Here is a 12,417-nt window from a genome sequence, read left to right on the forward strand (position 1 = left end):
TCACGGGGGAACTAGTACGCGTTCTAGTTCTGAGTGCAGTCTTATGACTGCTACCGCCGGTACGCAAGGGTCCGGGAAGCAACAGTTCCCGCCCCGCCCCTTGCTACTTGTAGAACTCGTTACTAACTTTCCCGGCAACTTCTGATGGTCCATCAGATATGGAGAGTGTTGCCGATGGCCTGCCCCCATCTCCCCGGAGGACAGCTCCCCGAAGGGCACCAGCCCGCGGGACATCTCCCCGAGGGGTTCGACGCCACCGATCCCGACCTGCTCCGCGAGCGCGTCCCCTTCCCGGAGTTCACCCGGCTGCGGCAGACCGCACCCGTGTGGTGGTGCCCCCAGCCGGCCGGCGTCACCGGCTTCGAGGACGGCGGGTACTGGGCGGTCACGCGCCACGCGGACGTCAAGTACGTCTCCACGCACCCCGAGTTGTTCTCCTCGAACGAGAACACCGCCGTCATCCGCTTCAACGAGCACATCACCCGGGACCAGATCGAGGTCCAGAAGCTGATCATGCTCAACATGGACCCGCCCGAGCACACCCGGGTCCGCCAGATCGTCCAGCGCGGCTTCACCCCCCGCGCGATCCGCAACCTGGAGACCGCCCTGCGCGACCGCGCGCACGCCATCGTCGACGAGGCGAAGCGCGGCGCGGACGCCGACGGCACCTTCGACTTCGTCACCCGGGTCGCCGTCGAACTCCCCCTCCAGGCCATCGCCGAACTCATCGGCGTCCCCCAGGAGGACCGCTCCCGGATCTTCGACTGGTCGAACAAGATGGTCGCGTACGACGACCCCGAGTACGCCATCACCGAGGAGATCGGCGCCGAGGCCGCCATGGAACTCATCGGCTACTCGATGAACATGGCCGCCGCCCGCAAGGAGTGCCCCGCCGCCGACATCGTCAGCCAGCTCGTCGCAGCCGAGGGCCAGGGCAACCTCTCCTCCGACGAGTTCGGCTTCTTCGTGCTCCTGCTCGCCGTCGCCGGGAACGAGACCACCCGCAACGCCATCAGCCACGGCATGCACGCCTTCCTCACCCACCCCGACCAGTGGGAGCTCTTCAAACGCGAGCGGCCCGCGACCACCGCCGAGGAGATCGTGCGCTGGGCGACCCCGGTCGTCTCCTTCCAGCGGACCGCGACCCAGGACACCGAAATCGGCGGACAGAAGATCCGCAAGGGCGACCGGGTCGGCCTCTTCTACTCCTCCGCCAACAACGACCCCGAGGTCTTCGCCGACCCCGGACGCTTCGACATCACCCGCGACCCCAACCCCCACCTCGGCTTCGGCGGCGGCGGACCGCACTTCTGCCTCGGCAAGTCCCTCGCGATCAAGGAGATCGAGCTGATCTTCAACGCGATCGCCGACGCCCTGCCCGACCTCACCCTCGCCGGCGAACCACGCCGGCTGCGGGCCGCCTGGCTGAACGGGGTGAAAGAACTCCGGGTCCGGACCGCATGACCCCCACGGGCTGAACCGGATCTCCGGGTCCGCGCCTGACAGCTCCCGCGGGCGGCGGAACCGGAACTCCGGGTCCGGACCGCATGCCCCCGGCGGGGGGAACCGGATCTCCGGGTCCGCGCCTGACAGCTCCCGCGGGCGGCGGAACCGGAACTCCGGGTCCGGACCGCATGCCCCCGGCGGGCGGAACCGGATCTTCCCCGGACACGTCTGAACTCCCATGCGGGGGACATACAGAAGCATCCTGACCACCATCATCGCGCTGCTCGCGCTCCAGCTCGGCTCGCTCGTCGCACCGGCGTACGCCTGCGGCTGCGGCGCCATGATCCCGGACAAGGCCCAGCGCATCGGCGTCGACCGGGAGGAGTCGGCCGTCCGCTGGGACGGGCGCACCGAGACCGTCGTCATGCGCTTCAACGTCCACGGGAACGCCCGGCGGGCCGCCTGGATCATGCCGGTGCCCAGCCGCGCCGGCGTCACCCTGGGCGACCCGGCGCTCTTCGACGAGCTCGACCGGCTCACCGAGCCCGAGCAGCGCGACCGCTTCTACTTCTGGCCGCGCGAGGGCGACTGGCCCTTCGACAGCACCTACGGCGACGGAGCCGCCGCCGCCCCGCCCGGCGCGGGCTCCGGCGTCGGCGTCGTCGGGCGCGAGCGGCTCGGCCCCTTCGACGTGGCCAGGCTGACCGCCACCGACCCCGAGGCCCTCGGCGACTGGCTGCGCGCCAACGGCTTCGAGCTGCCCGAACGGCTCACCGGCGCGCTCCAGCCGTACGTGGAGCGGAAGTGGGAGTACGTGGCGGTCCGCCTGGCCCCGCAGGAGAAGGACGCCGTCCTGTACGGCGAGCTGACCCCGCTGCGCATCACCTTCGCCTCCCCCGAACTCGTCTACCCCATGCGGCTCTCCCGGCTGGCGAAGACCCCGCAGACCCTCGGGCTCTACGTCCTCGCCGACCACCGGATGGAGCCCCGCTCCCCCATCGGCGGCGACCGTCCCGAGGTCACCTTCGCCGGCCGGATCGAGCGGCCCGAGGGCGCGGTCGCGGAGCTCGCGGGCGACGGGCCGGTGCGGCTGACGGTCCTGGAGCAGGAGTTCCCGCACCCCGAGCGGATCGACGACGACCACCACCTGAGGACCGTCGCCGACACCCCGTACCGCGAGGTCGAGTACACCGACCGGCTCCTCACCGTGGCCGGCGGCATCCCGGTCTGGATCCTGACGGTCGGCGGCGGTCTGCTGCTCGCGGTGCTGCTTTTCGTACGGGCGTCACGGCGCCGCGTGGGCATGGACGCCGGTGTACGTTCGGCCGCATGACGAACCCTCAGTGGACCGAAGTCGACCACTACTTCACCGACACGATCGCCCCCGGCGACGAGGTGCTCACGGCCGCGCTCGCCGATTCGACGGCCGCGGGCCTGCCGGAGATCGCCGTCGCCCCCAACCAGGGCAAGCTGCTGAACCTGCTCGCGCAAATGCAGGGCGCCCGGAGCATCCTGGAGATCGGCACCCTCGGCGGCTACAGCACGATCTGGCTGGCCCGCGCGCTGCCCGCCGACGGACGCCTGATCACCCTGGAGTACGACCCGGCCCACGCGGACGTCGCCCGCGCCAACATCGCCCGAGCGGGCCTCGACAAGATCGTCGAGGTCCGGACGGGCGCGGCCCTGGACACACTGCCGCTCCTGGAGGCGGAGGGCACGGGCCCCTTCGACCTCGTCTTCGTCGACGCGGACAAGGTCAACAACCCGCGCTATGTGGAGTGGGCGCTGAGGCTCTCGCGTCCGGGCACGGTCATCGTCGTCGACAACGTGGTGCGGAACGGGAAGGTGGCCACGGCACACCCCGACGACGCGGCGATCACCGGCACCCGCGAGATGTTCGACCTGGTCGCGCGTGAGCCGCGCCTCGACGCGACGGCCCTCCAGACGGTCGGCACGAAGGGCTACGACGGCCTGCTGCTCGCCCGCGTGGTCGGGTAGGAACGGGTGGCCACTGCAGCTCGGCTCACTTCCACTCGTAGAGCGCGCCCGACACCTTCCCGCTCTCCTCGGTGTCGAACTCGAACAGTCCGCAGATCCCGTTGAGACGGGCGAAGTCGGCGGCGGCGGTCTCGTAGAAGAGGGCGCCCCGCCAGCTCACCCCGCCGGATTCGTTGAAGCGTCCCACGCCGGTCCCGTGCCAGGTGATCGTCTGACCGTCCTGGGTCATGCTGATCCCCTGGCCCTCGCCGAAGAGGGTGCCGTCGGCCTGTGAGACCGACTCGTACGTCCCCATGTCCTTGACGGTCACGCCGAGCAGCGTGCCCGTCGCCTGGAACGAGGCCTCCACGACGGCATGACCGCCGTCCGTGGACAACACCCGCATCCCCGTCGTCTCTCCCTGGATCGTGCCGAGCTGCTCGCCGAGCATGGTGGGACTCCTCTCCGAAATCCCTCCCGGAACCGATGGATCCCCTCATTCCGGACTACGCCCGCCGACCGGAATCGTCAAGCGGGGGCGCTGGACCGCCAGCCGGCGAAGAGCGGCAGCTCGCCGGCGCCGTCGAGGACCACGACACCGAACGGCCGGTCGAAGGCGATCCGCTCCACCACCTCGTGCCGGAACGGGGCGGCGCTGCGGGTCATCGTCACCTGGGTCACGGCGGCCGCCTCGACACCCTCTTCGGCGACCTCGACCAGCGCCGACTGGGCGACCTTGTCGATGTACACGTCCGCCGCGGAGAGCCCCGAGAAGTCGGCGTCGGGGCCCAGGGCCCGGGCGACGCCGAGCGCCGGCAGGTGCTCCTTCGCGTCGGTCGTCGTACGGAGCGAGAACCGCGGCAGCGTGAGATCGGCCGCGTCGGCCACGAGCGCCCGCCGCACCCCGGGCCCGGCCCAGGCGGCGGGCAGCACCTCGGCGGCCCCGGCCCCCTCGCTCCCCAGCACGAACCGCACCCGCACTCCCCGCTCACCGGCGCAGGGCAGCTCGACGACGGTGACCCCGTCCACGTACCAGACCCAGGCGGCCGGGATCCGCTTCCGCATGGTCGGTACGGACCGGGTGACGCCGAACCGGTCGGTGAACGGCTCGTCGCGGGTGAGGCGAGCGGGAAAGGCGGTCAGCCAAAAGGCCTTCAGGGAGAGCGCGTTGAGCAGGACCAGGTCCTCGGAGCCGTCGAGGTCGAGCGGCAGCCGATCGATCCGGCCGCCGGTGGCCCGCCGCACCCAGGCGTCGAGCTCGGGCTGCGCGTCCGCGGGCACCTCCCCGAAGGACACGTCGTCCGTGGCCCCGAACACCTCGTCGGGCAGCGCGAACAGGGCCGCCCCGGGCAGCACCCCGAACCGCACTCCGGGCAGCCCCCGCCGGAACCCGTCGAGCACCGGCACGGTGCTCCACATCCCGGTAGCGACCGCGACCCCGTCCAGGGCCGTGACCCGCCCCGCGACCTCGGTCACGGCCACGGCCGCGGCCGGCCCCTCGACCCCGAGCAGCCCGCCCAGTTCCTCCCCGGTCCGCCCCCGCGCCCCGGAGGCCACGACCCCGAGCGCCAGCCACAACCCGACGGGCGAGACGGCGAAGTCCCCGTCCCCGAGCCGGGACAGCCAACGCCCGGCGAGATTCCGTATCGCATCCACTGCCGAGCCACCGGGGCCGTGGGTCATATCCTGCCCTTCATGAGCATCGTGAAGATCAATGAATGGGTCAAGCCACTCACATAGAACTTCGCACTGTGGGGCCGTCACGGTCGGCCAGCCTAGAAGCCGTCAGCCTCCGCCGATGGCCTATACCCCCACTACGCACGCCGCACATGGTCGGGCGGGACGAGCCACTCCCGCCCACCGCACTCGGGCCAGAGGAACGCCATGGGGCGCTTCCGGCGCTCCCCGGGCAGGTCGGCGGGGTCCTCGTAGTCCCAGATCACGTCACGCAGGATGCCGACCCTTCCCGCGCCGTCCTCAACGCGCCGGCCGATGTTGTCCGGGCCGATCACTTGGGGCACTTCATGTGCTGGTAGACGGCCTTGTCGGGCTGGGACGGCTCACGCAGCGTTCCCCGGCGACAGCCTTCGAGCGAGGCGATCGGCTTGTTGCAGGCGGGACACACCTCGCCCGAAGGGGCGTAGGTCGTGTACTCCCACTGCCGTGCGTCCGTTTCACACTCCTGAGCCTTGCTAGGCATGTCGTCGTCCCCTCGGTCCGTCTGCGTTCTTGCCGAGGACGCTAGGAAGACACCGGACGCAAGCTCCATGAAGTTGCATGAGTTTGCACGCCAAATCTCCTGTCTCATTGGCGCGTGACGCTCAGAGCCCAGGTCGACATGGTTTGTGCAAGCCCACGCAACCATCTGGACCAGGGAGTCAGCCATGGCCGTAGAGTTCGTAGGAATCGACCCGAACACCGACCGCGATCACGGCCCGACGGTGTGGGCGGACGCGGAAGCTCAAGAGATCTTGTTGCAAGGCTGGAAGCCGGACAGCGAGACTCAGGCCCAATGCGAGGCGAGCAGCCCCGCGAACGGACCGGTGCCCGACAGTGAGGCGATCGTCAGGCTTCCCGCCCGCATGATTCCGATGATCCGGGAGGCGTGCGATGCCATCGAGCGTGCCCAGCTTCGCTGAGCTGTTGGGCCGGTGCGAGCGGTCGGCCGTACACCTGGAGGTGCGTGACTCGTACGCGTCCACCGACAGATTCGAAGCGTGGAAGCGGGGCGAGCGCATCGACTGGGACGACCGCGCGTCCTGGTGGCACCCTTACGACCAGTTGATCGCGGACACCGTGGCGCGAGGGGTGTCGATCCGTCGCGCCCGGATCGTCTCCGAACCCGTGACGGAGTACATCCGGTGGGAGCACTACGTCACCCACGCCAACGTCACGGCCGGCGAGGACGTCCGATGGCTGCCGCGCCGCCGGGCCACGGACATCGCCCTCCCCGGCAACGACTTCTGGCTCTTCGACGGCGAATTCCTGCGCGTGCACCACTTCTCCGGTGACGGTGCGGTGGTGGAGGCCGAGATCACCGACGACGCGGCGACGGTGAAACTCTGCGCATCAGCCTTCGAAGCCGTCTGGGACCGGGCCGTCCCGCACCACCTGTACGCGATCTGAGGACAGCCAGCTCCATACCCCCACACCCCTCATCGAGCGTCCAGCAGGCTCGTGAAGCACTCGCGGGCCGGCTACGCGAGCTACGCAGGGACGCCGGAATCAGCGGGCGGGAGCTGGCTCTCAGGCTTCGCTGGTCGGACTCGAAGGTGTCGCGCATCGGCAACGCCAAGACACCTCCGTCCGACGCCGACATTCGGGCATGGTGCGGGGCGTGCGGAGCTGACGACCAGGCGCCGGACCTCATCCGCGGCGAACAGACAATCCGCGGACGCCCACATCCAATGGAAACGCCTCCAGCGAGGCGGCCTACGGCACGTGTGGCGAGGGGAGGGGGGTCACCCCCTGGTCAGTACGGCGGACGCTCCAGCGACTCACGCCGCGAACGAGCCTCAGCAGCAAACCCGCCGGGCTGGTTCCGCGCTGTCTCACGGTTGTGGCACGCGACGCACAGCGGACGCAGATGCTTCGGCGCATCCGGGTTCGCCTCACCCCTCGCGATCAACTCACGTCGGGACAGCGGGAAGTGGTCAGCCACGTTCGCCGCACGACCGCACAGCACACACCACGGGTTCGCGTACAGGTACGCACGACGGATGCGCTGCCACCGCGTCGTGTACACCGCGCCACCACGTGACGCACGGTCCTGGTTCGCCTCACGCTCATGAGCGGCACAGCGGCCACCACGAGCAGTCAGCTCGGGCCATCCGGGTACCGAGCACGGGGGGCGGGGTCTACGCGGCATGGGGCTCCAAGCTGTTACATCGACACCCATAGAGCGTCGTAATCGAGACAAGTAATTGGCGGAAATCATCAAGCTCAACCGATGTAAGAAGTCCGCACTTCTGGTCTCTACGCGCGCGGAAAAGAGGTATGCCGAGCAGCCTTCCTGTTCGCCCGAACGCAGCGGCACGCTTGATCAGCGTTCAGGCTTAAGCGCGAGCATTGGACGGTGTGCTGCACTGGGCGCATGCCCGGTTCACCAACGGGCTCAGCAACCCGATGCGAGCGCGAGAGGCAGCCATGACCACCAAGACCAAGGGCCGCCCTGTCTTTGAACTCAGGGCCGGTAGCGTGCACTTGACCATCCAGCACGTCCCCGGATGGCTTGTCGCCCTGATCACCACCGCCGGTGGTGCAGCGGGAACGTGGTGGACACAGCGCTAGGCCACGTGCCCCGAACTCGGTGCTCGTCTTGAGCCGGTGACACCCTCGGCACAGCACTTGAACGTTGCCGTCCGTGTCGGTCCCTCCCATCGAGAGGGGCCGCACGTGGTCCACGTCCGCGCCAGCCGCAGGAAAGTCGTTCAGGCACCAGTCACACCACGTCCGGTTCTTCCGCGCGGTGATCCGGCGCAGACGTGCAGCAGCGTTGTTCCGCTCCGCACGTCGTCGGCTCCGAGCGCGACGGTTTCGGACGCTCGGGCACTTCTCGTACTCGGTGTGGTGTCGCTCTCAGCGTCGGCGGTGGGTCGCCGGCTCCGTGCAGTCGATACAGCGCATGGCGCCCCCTGGTGCTTGATGTTGAGCTTGTTACCCATCCTCGGATCAGAACTGAGCGGCGCCCCTCCCGTCGGGCTACGCGGCCTGGACAAGCCACAGCGAGCGAGATAGAGATGGCGTCAACCAACGTTCAGCCCGGGGGACTTATGAGTTACAACGTGCTTGTGCCAGCGGCGCTTGTTGTCGCGCTGCTGTACTTCGTACCGACAGCCGTCGCGATCGTGCGAAGTGTCCCGAACCGAGGGTCGGTCATAGTGATCAACATCTTTCTCGGATGGACGGTGCTCGGCTGGATCGTTGCGTTGGCCATGGCAGCCCGGAGCGGGCCGCCGCGTTCCTACACGTAACTCGTGCCCGCCCCCGGACTCGAACCGGGAACCTTCGCGGTCTAAGCGCGACGCCCCTTGCCATTGGGCTAGGCGGGCTCCGATGGGGTGAGGGACCGTTTCCCCACCCCGGGGCATTCGTTCAGCAAGACATGAAGAAGATCGTTACTGCCGCAGCACTCGCCCTCGCGGGCGTCGCTCTCGCCGCTCCCGCCCATGCCGCAGATGACCCGGACCTCTCCGGTGCCATCAGTGCGGCCGACAACTGGAATTGGGCCGTCGGCCTCACCCCCGTGGCCCCGACCGTGGACCAAGCAGCCGCAGGTATCTCCGCACTTACCCCGCCTCTCGGCAGCGCCGTGCTCCCGCAGCCGTAACCAGTGCCCACCCCGGGACTCGAACCCGGAACTCTGCGGCCGATATCCCCGGGGGGGCCGGTACCGCGCACCTCTGCTCTGTTGGGTCAGGTGGGCTTCGTCGTCCTCGCCGGCGGGGCCGGTCCGGACACGGTGGGGGGCCGCACGCGCTTACAACCCCTCTCGGCGACTCGCGAACAAGCCGGTTACTCATGGGCGGTGCAGTCCCCCGCGCTCTGCCACACGAACCTGCGGCCACCCCGGTATCGCGGGGCGCGTGGTGCACGGACAGAGCCGGTGTGAGGGCGGGAACTCGGTCCGCCGTGGTTCCCCCCTCGGGGTGGGTACGCGGTAGTCCTGCCCTCTCCGGAAGTAGGAGGGACGGACAGATTCCCGCGCCCTTCCGGGCAGTCGAGCCGTTCTCGCTCTCGGTGTTAGTGGAGAGCGAAGGTTCCCCGGGCGCCCCCGTGGGCGACTCCCTACCGTTCTCTCCCGGTAGCAGTAGAGAGCGAAGGTTCCCCGCGCCCTCGCTGCTTCGTGCGGTGGGCGGTCGGGCTCGGTTCCTCCCTGGTGCCCCAGTAGTAGGGACCAAAGGTGGCCTGAGGGCGCCGCGCGGTGTCGATGGTGACGACGGAGACCCCGGCTTCTCTTTCTCTGTATTTTTTTCTATGTGTTCTAAAAAAGTGTCGAAACTCGACACTCTCAACACCTCCTCGCCCCGCTGTGGGGCGGCCCCGCCTGTGAGGACGCCCCGAGATAGCACCTAGGGCGGGCTCCGCACCTCCTCACCATGTTGTAGGGATCAGCAGACTCCTGGCTGTCCGTCCGGTTGTGATCGGCTCCACTCGGTCCCTCACTGTGATGTGGGGACCACCAGATTCCCGAGAGCCGAGAGCCGAGGGCGGAGGCGGAGGGCGGAGCATGACGGGATGGCAAAAATACTCTGAACCGTCATACCGTCATGGCTCCGCCGACGAGCAACCAACGCGCAGCGCACGGTGGGGTCGGGGAACGCCAAACGGCCCGCCACCGGGCATCCCCGGCAACGGGCCGATACAAGATCTATCAAGCGGTCAGGCCCCCGCAGTGTCTGGCGACTCAGCCCATCGCACGATCACACGGTCCCGCGTGTTCGCGTTCCGGCCTCTGCCGACGGACTTGGCAATCCTCACGGAGTCGATGAAGAGCGCCAGGAACTCCCGCTTCTTCTCCAGGTCCCACGCCGCCCATGTCGACCCCTCCCCGATGGGATCTCCATCCACGCTCGTCCACTCGTTGGGGATCTGGACGGTTCGGTCGCCAGTGGCCTCCAGTTGGGCCAATCGTTCGACCGTCCGCTCCTCATGGGCAGCCAACCGCGCCATGGACTCCCTGAACATCTGCGCACCGGTCTCGTCACCGTAGACGCCGGCGAGTCGGTCCATGTGGAGGATGCGGCGTGACTCCCGTACGTGCTCCAACTCGGCGCGCGCTGCCGCGCATTCTGCGTCCCTCTGGGACGTGTCCTGTTGGCGGGCGAAGCGGCGTGACGCCTCGGCCAGCCACTCAAGGTCTTCCGGGTCATCGGGGTCCATAGCCATGAGACGCGCCCACACCCGCCCGGCGGTCTCGTCGTCCGCTGCGTCCTGGCCGATGACGAGCCCACCGTGGCCCGCGACGACTCCCCCGGCCCGGTTGCACTTGTAGTAGAGCTTCCCGGCTCGCCGGTCGGTCACCATGACCGATCCACAGACGTCACAGAACAGGAGTCCGTGCCCGGCCAGCAGGGTCGGGACGCGTCGGCCCGCTCGTACGACCACCTGCGTCCGGCCGTCCAGCACATCCTGGAGCTTCCACCACTCCTCCGTGGGGATCAGCGCTTCGTGCGACTGGACGGGCTGTCCTTCGTCATCACGCAGGATGACGCGCTTCCCCGTCTTGCCCGGGACGGGGTTGCCATCGGCGTCCTTGGTCGCCTGTACCCGCCCCTGCCACTCAATCGCGTACCCCGCGAGGCGCGGGTCCCGCAGGATGCGCAGGACAGTAGAGGACACCCACGCGGGCCGCTCCACAGCTTCCGAGACTCCGCGCGCACGGCGTGAGGCGAGGCGCTTGGCCCCCGACTCCCCCAGCGTCTCGGCCTTCGTGGGCACGCCGTCCTCATTGAGTTGCTTGGCGATCTGCGAAGCAGACATGCCCTCTGCCGCCCACTTGGCCATGTCACGGACATGCGGGGCTTCCACGGGGTCCGGGACGAGTCGGACGACGGACAGCTTGCCGCTCGTCGCCCTCTCCGCCGTGAAGCCGTACGGGGCGACGCCGGAGACATGGCTACCAGCCCGCCGCAGCGTGTCCTTGGTGGCGGAGACGTAGGCCGACTTCATGTCGGACTCCTGCTGCGCCAGACCCGCGATGATGGCGAGGATGCCGACACCGACCGGGGTGGATGTGTCGAGGTACGGCTCTTCGACGCTGACCAGCCGAACGCCGTGCGTCTCCAGCTCCTCGATAATCCGCATGGCTTCCAGCGCGCCACGGCGGGTGAGGCGGGACAGCGAGAAGACGACCACCGCGTCCACGTGCCCGCCCCGCACGGCCGTCATCATCTCTTCGAAGCCGGGGCGGTGGATGCTCGGGTCCCACCCCGACTTGCCCACGTCCTCGAAGTGGCCCGCATCGCTCCACCCTTTCGACGCGATCAGCGAGGCGCACCGTTCGCGCTGCGCCACGGGCGACGCCTGCGAGTCGTCCTCACGCCGCTTTGACTGGCGGATGTACGAGACTGCACGTACGTGATCAAGGCTCGGCGCAGCGCCCGGCCTGTGCTTCCTGAGAGGTGTCATGTGCCTAGTGTGGTAAAGATCAACGTCCTGACCGTGCCGGCCGAGCAGCGCGAGGTCCTCGAGCAGCGGTTCGCCTCCCGGGCCGGGGCCGTGGAGGGGTCCGACGGCTTCGAGTGGTTCGAGCTGCTGCGGCCGGTCGAGGGCACCGACCAGTACCTGGTGTACACCCGCTGGCGCAGCGAGGAGGACTTCCAGAACTGGATGAACGGTTCCATGAAGGCCGCCCACCAGGGCGCCGGCGAGGGGGGCGAGCGGCCGAAGCCCGCCGCCTCCGGCTCCACCCTGTGGTCGTTCGAGGTCGTCCAGCAGGCGTCGCCCAAGTAATTCGGCGGCGAGCCCGGTGGTGCGGGCCGCACAATGGCCCGCATGACCTGGACTTTCTCTCCCGAGCGCGTCGACACCCCGGACGCGACCTCGCTGCGCCGCGACTACTACGACGACGTCGCCAGCCGCTACTGGAAGCGGCCCGCGACCGGGGCGGAGATCGACGAGGGTCTGACGAACGACGGGGTCGAGCTGCTGACCCCGCCGACCGGTCAGTTCCTGGTGGCACGGTTCGAGGGGAAGCCGGCCGGCTGCGGCGGGGTCCTCATGCTGGACGCCGAACGCGCCGAGCTGACCCGGGTCTTCCTGCGGCACGCCTTCCGCGGCGCGGGCGGCGCGGGCGCCCTGCTGCGGAACCTGGAGGAGGAGGCGCGCGGACTCGGCGCGCGCCGGATGGTCCTCAACACGCGCCTGGACCTGGTCGAGGCGCGCGGCCTGTACACGCGGCACGGGTACGCGGAGATCCCCGCGTACTGCACGGGGCCGTACATGGACATCTGGTACGGCAAGGAGCTCTGAGCCCCGGGTTCCCCGGGTTGC

Annotated in this window: 14 protein-coding genes, 1 tRNA gene and 1 pseudogene; 9 read left to right on the plus strand and 7 right to left on the minus strand. The window is 69.1% G+C overall.

Translation table 11 applies throughout. The features are described 5' to 3' along the window. Positions 1-174: 174 nt before the first annotated feature. From ACN9M0_RS10370 to ACN9M0_RS10380, 3 genes are all read left to right on the plus strand, one after another. Positions 175-1,464 carry a cytochrome P450 gene (locus ACN9M0_RS10370; RefSeq protein WP_366038119.1) on the plus strand — a complete coding sequence of 430 codons (1,290 nt, stop codon included), beginning with the start codon at positions 175-177 and terminating at the stop codon, positions 1,462-1,464. A 220-nt stretch (positions 1,465-1,684) separates the two neighbouring features. After that, positions 1,685-2,779, plus strand: coding sequence for a DUF2330 domain-containing protein (locus tag ACN9M0_RS10375; RefSeq protein WP_426403477.1), 1,095 nt, complete (start codon positions 1,685-1,687; stop codon positions 2,777-2,779). Continuing rightward, positions 2,776-3,444 carry an O-methyltransferase gene (locus ACN9M0_RS10380; RefSeq protein ID WP_426403478.1) on the plus strand — a complete coding sequence of 223 codons (669 nt, stop codon included), beginning with the start codon at positions 2,776-2,778 and terminating at the stop codon, positions 3,442-3,444. Before ACN9M0_RS10375 ends, ACN9M0_RS10380 begins: the two co-directional genes overlap by 4 nt. Positions 3,445-3,469: 25 nt before the next feature. On the opposite strand, the gene ACN9M0_RS10385 is transcribed toward ACN9M0_RS10380, so the two are convergent. The 4 genes from ACN9M0_RS10385 to ACN9M0_RS10400 all read right to left on the minus strand — a co-directional run bounded on the left by ACN9M0_RS10385 (position 3,470) and on the right by ACN9M0_RS10400 (position 5,623). Then, positions 3,470-3,874 carry a hypothetical protein gene (locus ACN9M0_RS10385; RefSeq protein ID WP_426403479.1) on the minus strand — a complete coding sequence of 135 codons (405 nt, stop codon included), beginning with the start codon at positions 3,872-3,874 and terminating at the stop codon, positions 3,470-3,472. A 77-nt stretch (positions 3,875-3,951) separates the two neighbouring features. Continuing rightward, positions 3,952-5,079 carry a serpin family protein gene (locus tag ACN9M0_RS10390; protein WP_426403480.1) on the minus strand — a complete coding sequence of 376 codons (1,128 nt, stop codon included), beginning with the start codon at positions 5,077-5,079 and terminating at the stop codon, positions 3,952-3,954. A 158-nt stretch (positions 5,080-5,237) separates the two neighbouring features. Beyond that, on the minus strand, positions 5,238-5,444 hold the full coding sequence (locus tag ACN9M0_RS10395) for a hypothetical protein (protein ID WP_426403481.1): 207 nt from the start codon (positions 5,442-5,444) through the stop codon (positions 5,238-5,240). Beyond that, a complete protein-coding gene (locus ACN9M0_RS10400) occupies positions 5,432-5,623 on the minus strand; it encodes a hypothetical protein (protein WP_366038125.1) in 192 nt (63 codons plus the stop codon). The genes ACN9M0_RS10395 and ACN9M0_RS10400 overlap by 13 nt, the downstream gene beginning before the upstream one ends. A gap of 184 nt (positions 5,624-5,807) precedes the next feature. Here ACN9M0_RS10400 and ACN9M0_RS10405 point away from each other — a divergent pair, with 184 nt between their 5' ends. From ACN9M0_RS10405 to ACN9M0_RS10415, 3 genes and pseudogenes are all read left to right on the plus strand, one after another. After that, positions 5,808-6,062 carry a hypothetical protein gene (locus tag ACN9M0_RS10405; protein ID WP_426403482.1) on the plus strand — a complete coding sequence of 85 codons (255 nt, stop codon included), beginning with the start codon at positions 5,808-5,810 and terminating at the stop codon, positions 6,060-6,062. Further along, the gene (locus tag ACN9M0_RS10410) at positions 6,034-6,549 is read left to right on the plus strand and encodes a DUF6879 family protein (protein WP_426403483.1); all 516 of its coding nucleotides are present in this window, start codon (positions 6,034-6,036) and stop codon (positions 6,547-6,549) included. Before ACN9M0_RS10405 ends, ACN9M0_RS10410 begins: the two co-directional genes overlap by 29 nt. A gap of 14 nt (positions 6,550-6,563) precedes the next feature. After that, a pseudogene (locus ACN9M0_RS10415) lies at positions 6,564-6,882 on the plus strand (helix-turn-helix domain-containing protein); the annotation flags it as partial. Between the two features lie 516 nt (positions 6,883-7,398). Here ACN9M0_RS10415 and ACN9M0_RS10420 read toward each other — a convergent pair. Continuing rightward, positions 7,399-7,905: an HNH endonuclease gene (locus tag ACN9M0_RS10420; protein ID WP_426405294.1), complete on the minus strand. Its 507-nt coding sequence runs from the start codon at positions 7,903-7,905 to the stop codon at positions 7,399-7,401. A 290-nt stretch (positions 7,906-8,195) separates the two neighbouring features. Here ACN9M0_RS10420 and ACN9M0_RS10425 point away from each other — a divergent pair, with 290 nt between their 5' ends. Further along, positions 8,196-8,396, plus strand: coding sequence for a superinfection immunity protein (locus tag ACN9M0_RS10425; RefSeq protein WP_366038127.1), 201 nt, complete (start codon positions 8,196-8,198; stop codon positions 8,394-8,396). 4 nt (positions 8,397-8,400) lie between these two features. Here the strand turns inward: ACN9M0_RS10425 and ACN9M0_RS10430 are convergent. Continuing rightward, positions 8,401-8,474, minus strand: a tRNA-Leu gene (locus tag ACN9M0_RS10430). A gap of 1,330 nt (positions 8,475-9,804) precedes the next feature. Continuing rightward, positions 9,805-11,553 (minus strand): recombinase family protein, encoded by a 1,749-nt coding sequence (locus ACN9M0_RS10435; protein WP_426403484.1) that lies wholly within the window; start codon positions 11,551-11,553, stop codon positions 9,805-9,807. On the opposite strand from ACN9M0_RS10435, the gene ACN9M0_RS10440 reads away from it, so the two are divergent. Then, positions 11,554-11,877 carry an antibiotic biosynthesis monooxygenase family protein gene (locus ACN9M0_RS10440; protein WP_366038131.1) on the plus strand — a complete coding sequence of 108 codons (324 nt, stop codon included), beginning with the start codon at positions 11,554-11,556 and terminating at the stop codon, positions 11,875-11,877. 33 nt (positions 11,878-11,910) lie between these two features. Then, complete coding sequence (locus ACN9M0_RS10445; RefSeq protein ID WP_366038132.1) at positions 11,911-12,396, plus strand: GNAT family N-acetyltransferase; 486 nt, start codon at positions 11,911-11,913, stop codon at positions 12,394-12,396. Positions 12,397-12,417 lie beyond the last annotated feature (21 nt).

This window comes from Streptomyces sp. R-07 (assembly GCF_049913175.1).
GTDB lineage: Bacteria > Actinomycetota > Actinomycetes > Streptomycetales > Streptomycetaceae > Streptomyces.